This window comes from Streptomyces sp. NBC_01264 (assembly GCF_026340675.1).
Classification (GTDB): domain Bacteria; phylum Actinomycetota; class Actinomycetes; order Streptomycetales; family Streptomycetaceae; genus Streptomyces.
The window spans coordinates 763,330-779,330 of the sequence record NZ_JAPEOX010000001.1 but is presented as its reverse complement, the minus strand read 5'-3'; the positions used below and the strand labels follow the sequence as shown (position 1 = coordinate 779,330).

Sequence of the window (16,001 nt, the reverse complement as noted above, 5' to 3'; positions counted from 1 at the left end):
TCCGTTGACCCGGGACCTCGTCCTGCACGACTGGCTGATCGCCGCCATCGCCCTGGCCGCGGGTGGGCTCGCCGGGCTGCTCCTGCGCGCCCTCGTACGCTGGCTGGCCAAGCACGCCCTCAGGACCCGCTGGAGCGGCGACGACATCATCGTCGACGCGCTGCGCACCCTCGCACCCGCGGCCGCGGTCATCGCGGGCGCCGCCGTGGCCGCCTCGACGCTGCCCCTCGGTCCGCGCGTCTCCGGGTGGGTGAACCACTCGCTGACGGCGCTGCTGATCCTCGTGGCCACCATCGGCGTGGCCCGCGTCGTCGCCGGCCTCGTCCAGTCCGTGGCCCAGGCACGGACGGGAGTGGCCGGATCGGCCACCATATTCGTCAACATCACCCGGGTCCTGGTGCTCGCGATGGGCATGCTCGTCGCCCTCGAAAGCGTGGGCGTATCCATCGCACCCCTGCTCACGGCCCTCGGCGTGGGTGGTCTGGCGGTTGCCCTGGCACTCCAGGACACCCTCGCCAACCTCTTCGCGGGCGTGCACATCCTCGCCTCGAAGACGGTGCAGCCCGGCGACTACATCCGGCTGACGAGCGGCGAGGAGGGGTACGTTGTCGACATCAACTGGCGCAACACCGTGGTCCGCAACCTGTCGAACAACCTGGTGATCATCCCCAACGGGCGGCTCGCGCGCACCAACATGACCAACTTCACCCAGCCGGAAGACAAGCTGACGATCCTGGTCCAGGTGGGCGTGGGCTACGAGAGCGACCTTCAGCACGTCGAGCGGGTGACCATCGAGGTGGTCGACGAGGTGATGGCGGACGTGAGGGGCGCGGTCCCCGATCACGAGGCACTCGTACGCTTCCACACCTTCGCGGACTCCAGGATCAACTTCACGGTGATCCTCGGCGTCGGCGAGTTCAGTGACCAGTACCGGATCAAGCACGAGTTCATCAAGCGGCTGCACAGCCGGTTCCGGGCGGAGGGCATTTCGATCCCCGCCCCCACGCGGACGGTCGCGCTCCAGCAGGAGGACCTCCGGTCCGCGCCGTTCGGCGCGGCCCCGGCGGTGTCGCCGGTCCCGCAGCAGCGCGAGGCGCCGGTGTCCGTACCGGCCCTGGCGGACGGTGTGCGGTAGCGCGGGACACCGGCGGCGGTGGGCGCGGAGGCGGGTCATAAGCTGACGGTCCGGGGCCCGCGCCCCTTCGCCCCCCGCACCGCGCAGCCCATCGAAAGGACCCTGTCATGAGTGAGAAGGCCCGCAAGCTCTTCGACGCGCTCGACCTGAACAGTGACGGGGTGCTGACCCGCGTCGAGGTGATCACGGCCCTGCGCAGCAAGGGCCCCACCCTCGCCGCCCAGGGCGATCTGCCCTTCTGGGCCGTGGGCGACGTGGACACCTCCTCGGCCCTCTTCGACCGGGCGAACGCGGACGGCGACGACGTGCTGACCTTCGAGGAGTTCGAGCGCGAGGTCGACCGCCGCTTCGGCTGGTAGCCGCGAGCGGGCCCCGGACCGGGGTCGGTGCGACCGGTCCGGGGCCCGACTCAGGGGGGCCTGCTCAGCGGTCCTGCTCAGGGCCCGTTCAGGCGCGGATCCCGTCGCAGGCGATCCGCAGGTGCCGGGGCCCGCGCAGCACCGCGTTCTGCCGGTAGGGCGGCGGATCCTCCAGCAGCCGGGGGTTCTCCAGCCGCCGGGCCAGTTCGGTCAGCGCCAGCTGGGCCTCGAGCCGTGCCAGCGGGGCGCCGAAGCAGCTGTGGATGCCGCTGCCCAGGCCCAGGTGCTGGATGTCCTTGCGGTACGGGTCGAAGCGGTCCGGGTTCTCGAAGCGGTTCGGGTCCCGGTTGCCGGAGGCCAGGATCAGCCACATCGAGGAGCCCTTGGGGATCGTGATCCCGCCGACCTCGATGTCCACCAACGGCGTGCGCTGCGGCAGTAGTTGGACCGGCGGCTCGAACCGCAGCAGCTCCTCCACCAGCGGCACGGCGAGCCCCGGCTCCTGCCGCAGCTTCGCCAGCACGTCCGGATTGCGCAGCAGGGTCAGCATCCCGTTGGTGATCAGGTTGACCGTGGTCTCGTGGCCGGCGATCAGTAGCAGGGCCGCCGTGCTCAGCAGCTCCATCGTGGACATGGACTCGTCCGGGCCGTGTCCCACGGCCAGTTGGGAGAGCATGTCCTCGCCGGGATCCTTGCGGCGCTGTTCGATCAGCCCGGCCAGGTACATGCCCAGTTCCATGCGGGAGTCATGGGTCTTGCGCTGCCGTTCGGCGGGATCGGCGTCCGGATCGGGGTCCAGGCTGGCGGCGAGGGTGTCGGCCCAGACGTGGAACTTGGGCTCGTCCTCGCGCGGAACGCCGAGCAGCTGGCAGATCATCGTCACCGGGAACGGGTACGCGAACTGGTCGACCAAGTCGATGTTCTCCGTGTCCCCGAGGTTGTCGATCAGGCCGGTGACGATGTCCTTCAGCCCGCCGCGCATCCCGTCCACGCGGTGCGGGGAGTGCGGCGGCCCGAAGGGCCGGTTGGTCATCCGCCGCAGCCGGTCGTGCTCCGGCGGGTCCAGCTTGAGGAAGCTCGGCGGCAGCGCCGTCTCCTCCCCGTCCTCGCCCTCGGCCAGCGGGTCCCCGGCCGTGGCGGCCAGGTTGCGGGCGTCGGAGCTGAGCCGCGGGTCGTGCAGCAGGCTCTGGATGTCGTAGTACGTGCTGATGACGTACGGTCCGGTCCCGTCGTGGAAGACGGGGGTCTTGCGCAGCTCCTCGTACAGCGGGTACGGGTTCGCGCGGCTGGAATAGTCCAGGATCTGGCTCAGGATGCCGTGGGCCATGGGGGTCCTCCGGGAACGTGCGGGTCAGTGCCCGGCGGGGGTGAAGGTGGCGATCCGGCGGTCCGCCGGCGAGTACCCGCTGAGGGTGATGGTCGGGCCGTGCGTGGGCACCGAGGGGTCGGGGAAGTCGGCCGGGATCGGCCGCTGCCCGTCGGGGCGGCGGTCCACCGTGGTGAACGGGGGCGGGAACGGGGCCGTGCACTCGATCTGCTTCTCGTAGAACTGCAGCCAGCGCCCGTTGTCGAAGGTGACGGCACCGATGACCCGGCCCTGGTAGCCGTAGACCCCGGTGAACCGGCGCTCGGCCCGGGACCCCTGGGTGATCATGATCTCGGTGCCCATGGAGGGAACGCCGACGGACTTGATGTTCACCCCGAACTGGGAGGACCAGAACGCCGGCACCCACAGGTGCGGCCGGCGGTCGGTGCTCTCGCTCATCATGTTGTGGGCGGCGGTCTCGGCCTGCGCCACGGCGTTGCCCCAGTGCTCCAGGGAGAGGAACTGGTAGCCGAAGAGCGCGTGCGGGGAGCGGGCCACGTCGCCCGCGACGTAGATGTCGTCGGTGACGATCCCGCGGAGGTCGAAGGCCCGGCAGCCCGCGTCGCAGGCGATGCCGCGCGGACCCGCCCCGAGCCCGGAGCCCATCAGCCACTCGGTGTTGCGCTGGGCGCCGAGCCCCACGACCACCACGTCGCATTCCAGCGTGGTGCCGTCGGAGAGGTGCGCGGCGCGCACCCGTCCGGTGGAGTCGCCCTCCAGGGCGGTCACCGAGATGCCGGTGCGCAGGTCCACGCCGTTCTCCCGTTGGAGTTCGGCGGCGACGGCCCCGATCACCCCGCCCAGGGCGCCGACCAGGGGGCCGTTGCCGCGTTCGGCGACGGTGACCTCCAGTCCGCGTTCGCGGCACGCCGAGGCGATCTCGGAGCCGGTGAACCCGGCGCCGATGACCAGCACCCGGCGCGGCCCGGCGTTCAGGGCGCGGGCCAGGCCCACCCCGTCCTCGCGGGTGCGCAGGGTGAAGACCCCGCCGAGCTCGCCCTCGGCCTCGTTCGGCCAGGGCCGGGCCCGAACCCCGGTGGCGATCAGGAGCCGGTCGTACGGGACCTCCTCGCCGTCGGCGAGCTTGACCGTACGGGCCGCCATGTCGAGTCCGGTGGCCGCGACGCCGAGGCGCCACTCGGCGTCGATGTCGCGCCGCCGGGGGAGCAGAGTGCGCTCGGCGTCGGCCTTGCCCAGCAGCACCTGCTTGGACAGCGGCGGCCGGTCGTACGGCTCGTGGGGCTCGTCGCCGATCAGGGTCAGCGAGCCGGCGAAGCCCTTCTCCCGGATGACCTCGGCGGCCCGCAGGCCGGCCAGGGAGGCGCCGACGACCACGACCCGGCCGGAGCGCTTGAGCTGGTCCAGGGCGGTGTCAGCCATCGGAGGCCTCCCCGTGGGAGGCGGCGGCAGGGGCGGTGGCGGCCAGGTCCAGGCCGTCCACGAGGATCGCCTGCACGGGGCAGGCGGCCGCGGCCTGGAGCACGCGCTCGCGCTGGGCCGCCGCGGCCTGCGGATCGTAGAGCAGTCCCTCGTCCCCGTGCATCGCGAAGACGTCGGGGGCGAGGAAGGCGCACTGCGCGTATCCCTGGCACCGGTTGAGATCGACGACGAGCCTCAGCACAGCGTGTCCTTTCGGCGCCCCCCTGGGCTTTCCGAACCAGCCTGCGCGCGATGTTGCTAAGGAGCGCGTCAGATACCGCCATCGGAGTGGTGTGCGGTCGCCCCTCAGGGGGCCGGCCGGGGGCGGCCCCGGCCCGATCGCAGGATGTACACGCTCACGAGCAGGGCCCAGGCCGGGAAGACCAGCTCGGACCAGGGCAGGGAGGAGCCCGCCACCAGCAGCACCAGACCGGCCAGGTAACCGGTCAGGGCCAGCGGGCGCGGGAAGACCCCGAGCCGGCGGCCGATCGTGGAGGTCGCGAACACGAACACGGCGGCCATCCGCATCCCGTACGTGGTCAGCAGCGTGTAGGCGAAGTGACGGCCGAACTCCTGGGGCTGGTCGGAGTCCAGCACCGTCCCGGCGGCCGCGGCGGCGCCGAAGAGGCAGGCGACGAAGATGATCCCGCTGCCCAGGAAGACGCTGGCGACGAACCGGTCCTCCGCCTCGCCCGAGTGCTCCCGCAGGGCGCCCATGAACCACAGGAAGGCGATGCCGGCGAACGGGACGAGCTCCAGCGCGGTGGTCACCGCGTCCCGCTGCCCCGAGGTGACCTCGATCTCGGCCGCGCCGCCCCCCTCCGGCAGGGCGATCCGGGCCAGCACGATGGCCGCGGCCATGAGGGCGGCGAAGACGATCCCCGCGAGCCCCGCCGCCCTGGGGGTGCTCAGGCTCTGTCCCGGGGCCGTCCCCGGTGCTTCTGGTCTCATTCGTCCAGCAAGCCCGGGGTGCGGCCGTGGTGCCAGCGGGGCCGCGCGCCCGGGTGACACGGGGCCGGGGCCGGGGCCCCGAGAACCGCATGTAAGAAATTATTGACACCGGGTATGGATCCTTTTACATTCCTGATGTCAAAGTTCTTTTACATGAGAGCGGGTGCGGTCGTGGCCTTCGAGGAGAAGCGCGCGTGGATCATGGGGGTGGTCGCGGTCATCGGGTACGCGGTCTACCTGGCCCTCGTGCTGGGCGGGTCCGGCGACGGAGTCCCCCTCGCGGAGGTCCCGTACGTCACCCCGCTGCTCTGGACGGTCGGGGGCGCCATCGCCGCCACGATCCTCCTCAACATCGCGGTGGCGGTGGCCAAGCCCGGCGAGGCCGACGTCAAGGACCAGCGGGACAGGGAGATCGGCCGCCTCGGCGAGCACGCCGGGCAGTCCTTCCTCGTCATCGGCGCGGTGACCGCGCTGATCCTTTCGATGGCCGGGGCGGACCGCTTCTGGATCTCGAACGCCCTCTACCTGGGCTTCGTCCTCTCGGCGGTGCTCGGGTCGGTCGTCAAGCTCGCCGCCTACCGCTGGGGGTTCCAGTCGTGGTGAAGCCGACCGGCATCACGAACCGGATCCGGATCCTGCGCTTCGAGTGCGGGGAGATGACCCAGGCGGAGCTGGCGGAACGCATCGGCGTGACCCGCCAGACCGTCATCGCCATCGAGAAGGGCCGCTACTCGCCCTCCCTGGAGACGGCTTTCAGGATCGCCCGCGTCTTCGCGGTGCCGCTCGAACAGGTATTCCAGTACGCAGGCAGTGCAGACGAGGAAGGGGCGACGCCGTGAAGGCGATCGTGCAGGACACGTACGGCTCCAGCGAGGTGCTCGAGCTCAGGGACGTCGAAACGCCGGCACCGGGCGCGGGGGAGGTGCTCATATCCGTCCGGGCCGCCGCCCTGGACGCGGGGGTCTGGCACCTCATGAGCGGCAAGCCCTACCTGCTGCGGCTCCTCGGATACGGGCTGCGCGCGCCCAAGGTCCCCGTACGCGGCCGGGAGGTCTCCGGGCGCGTCGAGGCGGTCGGCGAGGGGGTGAGCGCCTTCGGGGTGGGCGACGAGGTGTTCGGCATCTGCGAGGGCTCCTTCGCGGAGTACGCCACCGCCCGGCAGGACAAGCTGGCGCACCGGCCCACGGGGCTGCCCCTGGCCGAGGCGGCGGCCCTCCCGATCTCCGGGCTCACCGCCCTCCAGGCGCTGCGCGACGCGGGGCGCGTCCGGCCCGGGCAGCGGGTCCTGGTCATCGGCGCCGCCGGCGGGGTCGGCACCTTCGCGGTCCAGCTGGCGAAGGTGTACGGGGCGCACGTCACCGGGGTGTGCAGCACCGCGAAGACGGAGCTGGTGCGCGGGCTCGGGGCTGACGAGGTCATCGACTACACCCGCGAGGAGTTCGCGGAGGGCGTGCGCCGCTACGACCTCATCCTGGACATCGCGGGAAACCGCTCCCTGGCCCACCTCCGGCGGGCGCTGACCCTGCGCGGCACGCTCGTGATCGTGGGTGGCGAGGGCGGCGGGCCCTGGCTCGGCGGCATGGGCCGGGTCCTGTGGGCCGCGCTGCTGAACCCCTTCGTCCGGCACGGCCTCAAGGGGTTCATCTCCGCTGAACGTCAGGCCGACCTGGAGGTCCTGCGGCGGCACGTCGAGGACGGCACCCTGTCCCCGGCCGTCCACCTCACCTGCCGGCTCGCCGAGGCCCCGGCCGCCATCGACCGGCTCCACCGGGGCGAAGCGCGCGGAAAGATCCTGATCACGCCCTAGGCGCGGGTGCCGTTCCGGTGCCGGAGGGGGTGGGTGCGGCGGTCGTCGGGGGCGTCGAGGGCGCGGCGGTCGTCGAGGGTGCTGTGGCGGGGGAGCCCGACGGCCTCCCGGGAGAGCCCGACGGGGTCGTGCCGGGCGTGGCCGTGGGGGATTCCGGGGCGCAGACGATCTCGTCGCGCGGGGTGTAGTGCGTACGGAAGGTCTCGCGGCCGACCTCGTGGCCGTCCCGGACGAGGACGCGGTCGACGGAGACGTCGAACCCCTCCAGCGGGGTCTGCGGCTCGCAGGTGGGGCCGGCCACGGTGCGCTTCGCCGGCGGTGTGATGTGGGTGCGGGGGCTCTTGGTGGCGCGCACCTCGTCGTACTGCTTCGTTCCGAGCAGGGTGACGGTCACCGAGTTGGCGGTGGAGGTGGCCCGGACGGTCACGGGGTGCCCCGAGTCGTTCTGCCAGCGCAGGTCGAGGGTGCCCCAGGCGACGGTGGCCTCGCGGCCTTCCGGGTACCGCTCGATGTAGAAGGAGTGCGCCCCGTGCTCTACCGGCTTCAGGCCCGCGAAGAACATGGCGTTGTACATGGTCGTCGCGACCGCGGAGACCCCGCCGCCGGGGGACTTCACGTAACGGCCGTCGTTGATCATGATGCCGTCGACGAAGCCGTTCTCCTCGGTCCGCTCGCCCACCGCCCGGTTGAAGCTCCAGATGTCGCCCGGCTCGACGACGGCCCCGTTGATCAGTTCCACGGCGCGCGCGATGTTGTGGGTGCGGTAGGGCGCGGCGGGATAGGCGACGGTGAAGGTGGAGAGGACCTGCTGCCCGACGGCTGCCGGGGCCGTCGCCGCGGGCTCGGCGGTCCGGTCCGGGGCGGGCGTGCCCGCGGCTGCCGCGGAGCCGGCGCAGATGCCGCCGAGGCCGAGCACGGCGGCCGTGCCGGCCGATATCAGGGCGATCCGCTTGGTGGCGGTACGGCCGTGGGCGCGTCGCATGTCTCTCCCTGTCGCTTCGGAAACCGAACTACACAAGTTTGGTACAAATTGGACCAAAAGGGTGAGAAATGTGCCGGGTGTCACGATACGGGCCCACGGGCGGGCCCACAGGATCACCGGCCCACGGGCCCACGGGCCCACGCGCCTACGGAACCGAACGGATCCGCCGGACCAGCAGCGATCCCGCCAGCGCCAGGGCTCCCGCCAGCGCGTACAGGGCCGTGTACCCGCCGAGGTGCGTGACGACCGGGGCCGCGATCACCGGGGCCAGCACCTGCGGCAGCGCGTTGGCGATGTTGATGAGGCCCAGGTCCTTGCCCCGGTCCTCGGCGGTCGGCAGCACGTCCGTGAGCAGGGCGAAGTCCACCGCCGTGTACACGCCGAAGCCGAGCCCCAGGACGAGCGAGGCGACGACCGCGCCGGTCCAGGTCTGCCAGACGGCGAGCAGCAGCGTGGCCGCGGCGATGACGAGACCCGACCGGATGACGTAGGACTTCCGGCGGCCGCTGCGGTCGGACCGGATACCGCTGATCACCACGGTGGAGAGCAGGGTGAGCGCGTTGAGCGCCGTGAGGATCAGGACGCCGGTGTCCGCGTCGCCCCGGTAGCGCACGGCGTCGGTGAGGTAGTAGAGCAGGTACATCGTGCTGATCGAGTACGAGAGGTTCATCAGGAAGCGGGTCAGCCAGGCCCAGCCGAAGTCGGGATGGCGGCGCGGGTCGATCCAGAAGCCGGTCAGGAAGCCGCGCCACCGGAAAACCGGCCGGGCGGCGGGGGTGAGCACCGAGTCCCGTCGCATCAGGACGTACGGCACGGCCGCGAGCACGGAGAAGGCCGCGCAGGTCAGATAGCCGGCGGTGATCCCGCCCGCGACCGTGGCCAGCGCCGTGCCGACCAGGATCCCGATCACCTGGGAGACGCCGAGCCAGCCGCCGACCAGCCCGCGCTGCCGGACCGGGACCTGATCGGGGACGGCCGCGAGTGCGGCGAAGGCGGCGTTGAGGGCGAGCTGCACCAGGCACCAGCCGGCGATCACCACCGCGAGGCTCTGCGTGAGCCCGAGGACCACCAGGCCGGCCGCCCCGCCCGTCACCCCGGCGACCACCCAGGGGATCCGGCGGCCCGCACGCGCCGTCGTACGGTCGGACAGCGCTCCGAAGACGGGATTGGCGACCATGGAGACGGCCGCCCCCAGCCCCGTCACCAGGGCGAGGGTGGACGCCTTGTGGTCCGGGGTGAGCTGCTCGGCCTGGCGGGCCAGCAGCAGCTGGAGCGGGCCGAACCAGCCGACCCAGACACCCAGGTTGGCGAGCGAGAGAGCGCTCACCCAGCGACCACCGGGCGGGGTGGCGCTCTCCGTGGCCGCCGCGGCCTTCGGCCCGAACCCGGCGGTCACCTGCCGCTCTTGATCAGGTCGCGGTACCAGGCGTACGACTCCTTGGGGGTCCGGGCGAGGGTCTCGTAGTCGACGTGGACCAGGCCGAACCGCTGCCGGTAGCCCTCCGCCCACTCGAAGTTGTCGAGGATCGACCAGATGAAGTAGCCGCGGACGTCGGCCCCTTCGGCCATCGCCTCGTGCAGGGCGCGCACGTGGCCCTCGTGGTACGCGATCCGGCGGGCGTCCTCGATCCGGCCCGTGCCCGGGTCCGGTCCGTCCCCGTACGAGCAGCCGTTCTCGGTGATGTACAGCGGCGGCAGCCGGTCCCCGTAGCGCTCGCGCAGGGTGGCGAGCAGTTCGCGCAGCCCGTCCGGCACCACCGGCCAGTCGAAGTCGGTCCGCTCGTACCCCTCGATCTCCCGGATGCCGAAGGGGAGTCCGGAAGGGATCTCGATCCCGCCGAAGGCGGAGGTGCCGGCCGGGGTGGGGGCGCCGACGAGCATCGGGTTGTAGTAGTTGACCCCGTACCAGTCCAGCGGCGCCGAGATCGTCTTGAGGTCCTCGGCCACCGGGCCGGGCAGCAGGGACTCCAGGCCGTCCGGGTAGGCGCCGGTCAGGATCGGGTCGGCGAAGAGACGGTTGGTGAGGGTGTCGTACAACGCGGCGGCGGCCCGGTCCTCCTCGCTCTCGCCGGCGGCCCACACCGGGCTGTGCGAGGCGGCTATGCCGATGTGGCGGGCGCCCGCCGCGCGCAGGGCCTGCACGCCCAGACCGTGGGCCAGCAGCTGGTGGTGGGCGGCGGGCAGGGCGTCGAAGACGAGCTGCTTGCCCGGGGCGTGCTCGCCGAGGCCGTACCCCAGGAGGGTCACCTCGGCGGGCTCGTTGATGGTGATCCACATCGGCACGCGGTCGGCGAGCCGCTCCGCGACCACCGAGGCGTAGGCCGCGAACCGTTCGGCGGTGTCGCGCTCCATCCAGCCGCCCCGCTCCTCCAGGGCGAGCGGGGTGTCCCAGTGGAAGAGCGTGGGTACCGGATCGATGCCCGCGGCGCACAGCTCGTCGACGAGCCGGTCGTAGAAGTCCAGCCCCGCCCGGTTGACGGCCCCGTGCCCGTCGGGCAGGACCCGGGACCAGGAGACGGAGAACCGGTAGGCGTCCACGCCCAGTCCGCCCATCAGGGCCACGTCCTCGCGGTAGCGGCGGTAGTGGTCGGTGGCCACCTCCGCGTGCGAGCCGTCCTTGACCCGGCCCTCCTCCCGGGTGAAGGCGTCCCAGGACGAAGGCCCCCGGCCGTCGGCGGTCGGGGAGCCCTCGATCTGGAAGGCGGAGGCGGAGACCCCCCAGCGGAAGGCGGCCGGGAACCGCGGCAGGGACGGCACGGGGGGCGGGGGCGGGGGCGGTACGGACGCTGACATGCGGGCTCGCTTCGGTCGGGGACGTTCACGGCACTTTCGGGTCCCCGGACCCGCCCTGTCAATGGAAAGTGAACAATTCTCAACTTTTGCCGGGGAGTGCCTCGTCGAGCAGGGCCAGCTGCTCCGCACCGCCCTTCTCCAGCTCCCCGGCGAGCTCCCGCGCCTCCCCGGCGCCGCCCGAGGCGCGCTCACCCCCGCAGAGCAGCAGCGACTGGGTGAGGTGCGCGCGCAGGGCGGCGGCGAAGACCCGGTCGAACTCCTCCCCGGAGAGCGCTCCCGCCCTGCGCAGGGTGTCGGCGGACACCATGCCGGGCATGTCGTGCCCCTCGTGCGGACGGGTGTCGGGCGCCCCGGACCGGGCCAGGAGCTCGCCCAGCCGCGCCAGTTCGGCCTCCTGCCGGTCCGCCGCCCGCTGCGCGAACCGGGCCAGCTCCGGATCCCCGGCCCGCCCCGGCGCCAGCTCCGTCAGCAGCCGGGCCCGCTCGTCCATGGGAATCATGAGCTGGATCCAGGCGATGTCGGTGGGGTTGAAGGCCGCCGCCCGCGGCGGCCCGGCCACCGGCTGCGCGGTGCAGCCGGTGACCAGGAGCGCCGCGAGCAGGGCCCACGCGGGCCGCCGGGTCAGAACGTACCGGCGGAGTTGCACTTGGCGCTCTGTACGACGCAGTCCTTCACGCGCTGGCCGAGCGCGGTGTTGTCCCAGGCGTTGAAGAAGTCGCCGTGGATGGAGGAGGCCATGCCCGAGGACAGCGAGAGGCCGTCGGGGCTGCCGCCGGTCGGGTAGCCGATCACGAAGGAGACGGAGGGGATGGCGACGGGGTAGGCGCCGGAGCACTTGCCGTTCACGGTGTCGTAGGAGACGTGCGACTTGTGGTCGGGGCTGTCGAGGTGCTTGCCGTCCCAGCAGTCCGGGAAGACCAGCTGGTACACCAACTTGGCGGTAGGAGCGCACACCGGCCAGTTCCCGTCGGCGTTGCGACCGATCTCACCGCCCTCGCCCGCGCACCAGAACTGGTTGGGCGAGCCGGCCGGAGTGGGCACCTGGGACTTGGAGTTGCCCGCGATCACCCGGAAACCCTGGGGGAAGGGGACCGTCGCCTGGGGTCGGGCAGCCGGGAGCCGTAGTAGACGATCATCCCCTCGGGTTCGACCGCCTTGCCGTGCTCGTACAGGGTCGGGATCCAGTAACTGGAGAGGTCCTTGGCGGGCGAACAACTGGTCGCGGTGTGGGACAGCAGGGACTCGGTCGTCGTGAACGCGTCCGTGCTGCGGTTGCCGAAGAAGCTGTGCATGTGGGACGCGCCGGGCAGACCGGGGGCCACGATCGGGTCGTCGGGCTTGGAGTGGCTGTAGACGCAGGTGGCGTTGAACTCGGGAACGCGCACCGAGTTCGAGGGCACCGGAGCCGGGGTCATCGCCCGGAACTGAGCCAACTGCGCTCCCCACTTCGCCTGATCGACTGGGATCCATCCCGGGGCGGAACCGGTGCCGAAGGAGAACCAGTTGATGTTGACGAAGTCCCCGGTGCCGCTGCCCCGCATCACCGCGAACACGGTCTGCGGGCCGGTGGGGTGGGCGGTCACGTCCGCGGTGCGCGTGGCCCAGCTCTGCCAGCCGCCGGTCACCGGGACCTCGATCCTGGCGAGCAGCGGTCCGTCGGCGGATCCGGTGTGCAGTTCCACGGCGCCGGGGCCGCCGACGGCGGAGGCCACGCGGGCCGAGACCGTGAGGGGGCCGGCGGCGCCGAGGTCGACGTTGTCGAAGCGCAGCCAGTCGCCGTCGGCGAGGTACGCGGCGTTCTGTCCGCCGTCCGCGTCGGCGGTCGCCTCGAACACGACGCCGTTCTGGGCGGCGTAGGCCTCGGCCTGGACCAGGACGGTGGCGGCTCCGGCGGGCGCCCCGGCGATCGTGGCGCTCAGACCGGCGGCGAGCACCGTCGCCAGCCCGCACGCGAGCAGGGTCCGGCGTAATTGCGGTCTTTTCATGGGGATTCCTCACAGGGCTGAGGGGGTGGGGGGAGGTGGGGCTGCCCGTGGGGTCGGGCAGCCCCGGCGGGTCACTGGTAGACGCGCACGTAGTCGACGAGCATCCGGGCGGGGAACGGCGTGGTGGCGTCCGTCGGGCCGGGCCAGTCACCGCCCACCGCGAGGTTGAGGATCATGTTGTGGGGGTGGTCGAAGACCCATGGCCCGCGGGTGCGCTCCACCTGCTCCTTGTCGAGGGTGAAGACGGTCCGCCCGTCCAGGCTGTAGACGATGCCCTTGCTGCTCCAGTCGGCGGTCCAGACGTGGTAGTCGTCGGAGAAGTCCGCGTCCCCGGGCAGCTTGTACGGGCCGCCGATCCCGCCGCCGCCGTTGTAGGCGGGCGCGTGGACGGTGGAGTACGAGGTCTTCACGTCCTTGCCGAGGACCTCCATGATGTCGACCTCGCCGTTGTACGGCCACGGCCGCCCGGTCAGGAAGTCGCCGCCCATCATCCAGAACGCCGGCCACAGCCCGTTGCCCTTGGGCACCTTGATCCGGGCCTCGACGCGCCCGTACGTGAACTGGAACGTGGCCCCGGTGTTCATCCGCGCCGAGGTGTACTGGCAGGTGGTGCTGCCGGTCAGCGGGTCGGGCGGGCAGCCCTTGCCGGGAGTGGCCTGCTTGCGGGCCTCCATGACGAGGTGGCCCGCACCGCCCGTCGCGGCGTTCTGGTGGTCGGTGTAGTACTCCAGCTCGCCGTTCTGCCCGGTGCCCGGGTCAGCCCGCCACTTGGCCGGGTCGGGCTTGCCGGCCGCGGGGCCGTCGAACTCGTCGCTCCACACCAGCCTCGGCGGGTTCGCGGGGGTCCGGCGGGAGCGGCGGGGGAGTCACCGGGGCGCCGCCGGTGCCGTACACCTGGAACTCCCACAGGGAGTAGCCGTACGGGGTCGCGCGCTCGGTGCCGTACATCCGCACGTACCGCCCGGAGCCCGAGATGGTCAGGGTCTGCTTGAAGCCGGTGCCCGCCGTCGTGGAGTAGACCGGGGTCCAGGTGTTTCCGTCCGGGGAGACCTGGATCTGGAAGGACTTCGCGTAGGCCGGGTCCCACTGGAGGACCACCTTGCTGATCTGCGCGGGTGCGCCGAGGTCCACGGAGATCCAGCCGGGATCCGTCCAGCCGGTGGCCGGGCTCGTCGCCCAGCGGGAGGCGGGATCGCGGTCGAAGGCCCTGGCCGGGGTGCACTCCCAGCAGTTCCCGTCGGCCTGGGAGGAGGAGGCCGCGCCAGTCCTGCCGTACGAGAGGAGCGCGTCACCCCCGCCGCCACCGGTGCCGGGGGTGCCGTAGACCTGGAACTCCCAGAGGGAGTAGCCGTATCCGGTGGCGCGCTGGGTGCCGTACATCCGCACGAAGCGGCCGGATCCGGAGACGGTCAGGTTCTGCGTGCCGCCGGCACCCGGTGGTCGTCCCGTAGAGCGTGGTCCAGTTCGTGGCGTCGTCCGAGACCTGGATCTGGAAGGCCTTGGCGTACGCGGCCTCCCAGATGAGGGAGACCCTGCTGATCGTGCCCGCGGACCCCAGGTCCACCTGGATCCACTGCGGGTCCGCGAAGGCGCTGGACCAACGGGTGCCGGCGTTCCCGTCGACGGCGCTCGCCGGGCTGTAGCCGGGCTCGCTGCCGGAGACGGTGACGGATCTGCCCTGGGACAGCAGCGTTTCGGCGGCGCGGGCGGGGGAGGCGGGAAGGGTGCTGAAGGTGAGGAGGGTCAACGCGACGGCGAAGAGTAAGCCGAGGCGGCGCAGCGACGGAGGCACGGCGGCTCCTGGAAACGAGGGGTGACGAGAAGGGCGGGAAGGGCGAGCAGGGCGAGTAGGCCGAAGGGGGGGGGAGAGGTGGAGCGGACAGATGGGGGAGCGCTCCCTGAGGGGTGAGATGGGGCGGCCCCACAGGACTGTCAAGGTGTCGTGTCACCGGGCGGATACATGCACGACTTCGGTTCGTCCCTTGATGGAGCGCTCCCTCGGTGCCCGTGCGCACCGAGGTGATCCGCGCTGACCAGGGAGGATCCCGAGCGGGTGATCACCCTGTCTCCGGGCTCGAGTAATCCACAGGGAATCAGGGACTGTTGACAGTCGATCAGGCTCCGGTCCACCATCGCCGGAGAACGCTCCCCGCGGACCGTCGTCCGATCCGGCGGCGCCGCCGAACGAACGGGCCGGAATGAGAAGACCCACGCTGGAAGTGGTCGCCGCCCGGGCGGGCGTGTCCCGATCGAGCGTCTCCCGCGTCGTCAACGGGGAGGCCACGGTCGCGCCCGAGATCCGCGAGGTCGTCATGCGGGCCGTGCGCGAACTGGGCTACGTGCCCAACGCGGCCGCCCGCAACCTGGTCACCCGGCGGACCGACGCGGTGGCCGTGGTCGTCTCCGATCCGCCCCAGGGCGTGGTCTCCGACGACCCCCTCTTCTCCACCGTGGTCCGCGCCGTCAGCAGGGAACTGGAGGCCGCCGGAAAACAGGTCGTGCTCATGCTCGCCGAATCCGACCGGAGCCGGGCCCGGGTCGAGGAGTACGTGGCCGGCGGACACGTGGACGGCGTCATGCTCGTCGCCCTGCACGGTACGGACCCCCTGCCCGCCGCCCTCGCCAGGACGGGCCTCCCGGTCGCCTCGTTCAACCGCACCTGCGCCCCGGACGTGCCGTACGTGGAACTGGACAACGCGGCCGGCGCCGCGCTCGCCGTGCACCACCTCCTGGAACGGGGCCGGCGCCGGATCGCCACCATCACCGGACCCCTGGACCTCTTCGAGGCCCGCGAACGCCTCGAGGGCTACCGCGCCGCCCTGCGCCACACCGGCCGCCGCTCCATCGTGGCGCTGGGCGACTTCACCAGGGCCTCAGGAGCCGAGGGCATGCGGCAGCTGATCGAGGACGACCCGGAGCTGGACGCGGTGTTCGCGGCCAACGACCTGATGGCCGTCGGCGCCCTGCGGACCCTGCGGCAGGTGGGCCTGCGGGTACCCGAGGACGTGGCCGTCGTCGGCTTCGACGACATCGAGGCCGCCGCCTACACCGTCCCCGCCCTCACCTCCGTACGCAGCCCCATGGCCGATCAGGCCAGGGCCACGGTGCGGCTGCTCCTGGGCCTGATCGAGGGAGGCTCCCGGGAACGGGTGGTCATGCCGAACAGCCTCGAGGTCCGCGAATCGTCCTGAGGTCCTATCGTCC

At 72.0% G+C, this 16,001-nt stretch carries 16 protein-coding genes and 1 pseudogene; 6 read left to right on the top strand and 11 right to left on the bottom strand.

Going from position 1 to position 16,001, the window contains the following annotated elements:
- Window positions 1–4: 4 nt before the first annotated feature.
- Window positions 5–1,135 carry a mechanosensitive ion channel family protein gene (locus tag OG435_RS03550; protein ID WP_266875231.1) on the top strand — a complete coding sequence of 377 codons (1,131 nt, stop codon included), beginning with the start codon at window positions 5–7 and terminating at the stop codon, window positions 1,133–1,135.
- 107 nt (window positions 1,136–1,242) lie between these two features.
- Window positions 1,243–1,494, top strand: a complete 252-nt coding sequence (locus OG435_RS03545) for an EF-hand domain-containing protein (RefSeq protein WP_266875230.1) — start codon at window positions 1,243–1,245, stop codon at window positions 1,492–1,494.
- A gap of 88 nt (window positions 1,495–1,582) precedes the next feature.
- On the opposite strand, the gene OG435_RS03540 is transcribed toward OG435_RS03545, so the two are convergent.
- The 4 genes from OG435_RS03540 to OG435_RS03525 all read right to left on the bottom strand — a co-directional run bounded on the left by OG435_RS03540 (window position 1,583) and on the right by OG435_RS03525 (window position 5,230).
- The gene (locus OG435_RS03540; protein ID WP_266875229.1) at window positions 1,583–2,821 is read right to left on the bottom strand and encodes a cytochrome P450; all 1,239 of its coding nucleotides are present in this window, start codon (window positions 2,819–2,821) and stop codon (window positions 1,583–1,585) included.
- Between the two features lie 24 nt (window positions 2,822–2,845).
- Entirely contained in the window at window positions 2,846–4,240 is a 1,395-nt protein-coding gene (locus OG435_RS03535; RefSeq protein ID WP_266875228.1) for an NAD(P)/FAD-dependent oxidoreductase, read from the bottom strand.
- Entirely contained in the window at window positions 4,233–4,478 is a 246-nt protein-coding gene (locus tag OG435_RS03530; RefSeq protein ID WP_266881516.1) for a ferredoxin, read from the bottom strand. The genes OG435_RS03535 and OG435_RS03530 overlap by 8 nt, the downstream gene beginning before the upstream one ends.
- Window positions 4,479–4,585: 107 nt before the next feature.
- On the bottom strand, window positions 4,586–5,230 hold the full coding sequence (locus OG435_RS03525) for a hypothetical protein (protein WP_266875227.1): 645 nt from the start codon (window positions 5,228–5,230) through the stop codon (window positions 4,586–4,588).
- A gap of 135 nt (window positions 5,231–5,365) precedes the next feature.
- Between OG435_RS03525 and OG435_RS03520 the strand changes: the two genes are divergently transcribed.
- The 3 genes from OG435_RS03520 to OG435_RS03510 are packed head-to-tail and all read left to right on the top strand — an operon-like array spanning window position 5,366 to window position 7,037.
- Window positions 5,366–5,833: a hypothetical protein gene (locus tag OG435_RS03520; protein WP_266875226.1), complete on the top strand. Its 468-nt coding sequence runs from the start codon at window positions 5,366–5,368 to the stop codon at window positions 5,831–5,833.
- The gene (locus OG435_RS03515) at window positions 5,827–6,069 is read left to right on the top strand and encodes a helix-turn-helix transcriptional regulator (RefSeq protein WP_266875225.1); all 243 of its coding nucleotides are present in this window, start codon (window positions 5,827–5,829) and stop codon (window positions 6,067–6,069) included. Before OG435_RS03520 ends, OG435_RS03515 begins: the two co-directional genes overlap by 7 nt.
- On the top strand, window positions 6,066–7,037 hold the full coding sequence (locus OG435_RS03510) for an NAD(P)-dependent alcohol dehydrogenase (RefSeq protein ID WP_266875224.1): 972 nt from the start codon (window positions 6,066–6,068) through the stop codon (window positions 7,035–7,037). The genes OG435_RS03515 and OG435_RS03510 overlap by 4 nt, the downstream gene beginning before the upstream one ends.
- On the opposite strand, the gene OG435_RS03505 is transcribed toward OG435_RS03510, so the two are convergent.
- The 7 genes and pseudogenes from OG435_RS03505 to OG435_RS03475 all read right to left on the bottom strand — a co-directional run bounded on the left by OG435_RS03505 (window position 7,027) and on the right by OG435_RS03475 (window position 14,589).
- Window positions 7,027–8,019, bottom strand: a complete 993-nt coding sequence (locus tag OG435_RS03505; protein ID WP_430625568.1) for a VanW family protein — start codon at window positions 8,017–8,019, stop codon at window positions 7,027–7,029. The two genes, OG435_RS03510 and OG435_RS03505, sit on opposite strands and share 11 nt — an antisense overlap.
- 145 nt (window positions 8,020–8,164) lie before the next feature.
- On the bottom strand, window positions 8,165–9,415 hold the full coding sequence (locus OG435_RS03500) for an MFS transporter (RefSeq protein ID WP_266875223.1): 1,251 nt from the start codon (window positions 9,413–9,415) through the stop codon (window positions 8,165–8,167).
- Complete coding sequence (locus OG435_RS03495) at window positions 9,412–10,812, bottom strand: GH1 family beta-glucosidase (RefSeq protein ID WP_266875222.1); 1,401 nt, start codon at window positions 10,810–10,812, stop codon at window positions 9,412–9,414. The genes OG435_RS03500 and OG435_RS03495 overlap by 4 nt, the downstream gene beginning before the upstream one ends.
- 79 nt (window positions 10,813–10,891) lie before the next feature.
- On the bottom strand, window positions 10,892–11,458 hold the full coding sequence (locus tag OG435_RS03490) for a DUF305 domain-containing protein (protein WP_266875221.1): 567 nt from the start codon (window positions 11,456–11,458) through the stop codon (window positions 10,892–10,894).
- Window positions 11,434–11,880 (bottom strand): DUF1996 domain-containing protein, encoded by a 447-nt coding sequence (locus OG435_RS03485; RefSeq protein WP_266875220.1) that lies wholly within the window; start codon window positions 11,878–11,880, stop codon window positions 11,434–11,436. Before OG435_RS03485 ends, OG435_RS03490 begins: the two co-directional genes overlap by 25 nt.
- Window positions 11,877–12,797: a carbohydrate-binding protein gene (locus OG435_RS03480; protein ID WP_266875219.1), complete on the bottom strand. Its 921-nt coding sequence runs from the start codon at window positions 12,795–12,797 to the stop codon at window positions 11,877–11,879. Before OG435_RS03480 ends, OG435_RS03485 begins: the two co-directional genes overlap by 4 nt.
- A gap of 71 nt (window positions 12,798–12,868) precedes the next feature.
- A pseudogene (locus tag OG435_RS03475) lies at window positions 12,869–14,589 on the bottom strand (discoidin domain-containing protein).
- Window positions 14,590–14,995: 406 nt separating this feature from the next.
- Here OG435_RS03475 and OG435_RS03470 point away from each other — a divergent pair.
- Window positions 14,996–15,988: a LacI family DNA-binding transcriptional regulator gene (locus tag OG435_RS03470; RefSeq protein WP_266875218.1), complete on the top strand. Its 993-nt coding sequence runs from the start codon at window positions 14,996–14,998 to the stop codon at window positions 15,986–15,988.
- The last annotated feature ends 13 nt before the right edge of the window (window positions 15,989–16,001 follow it).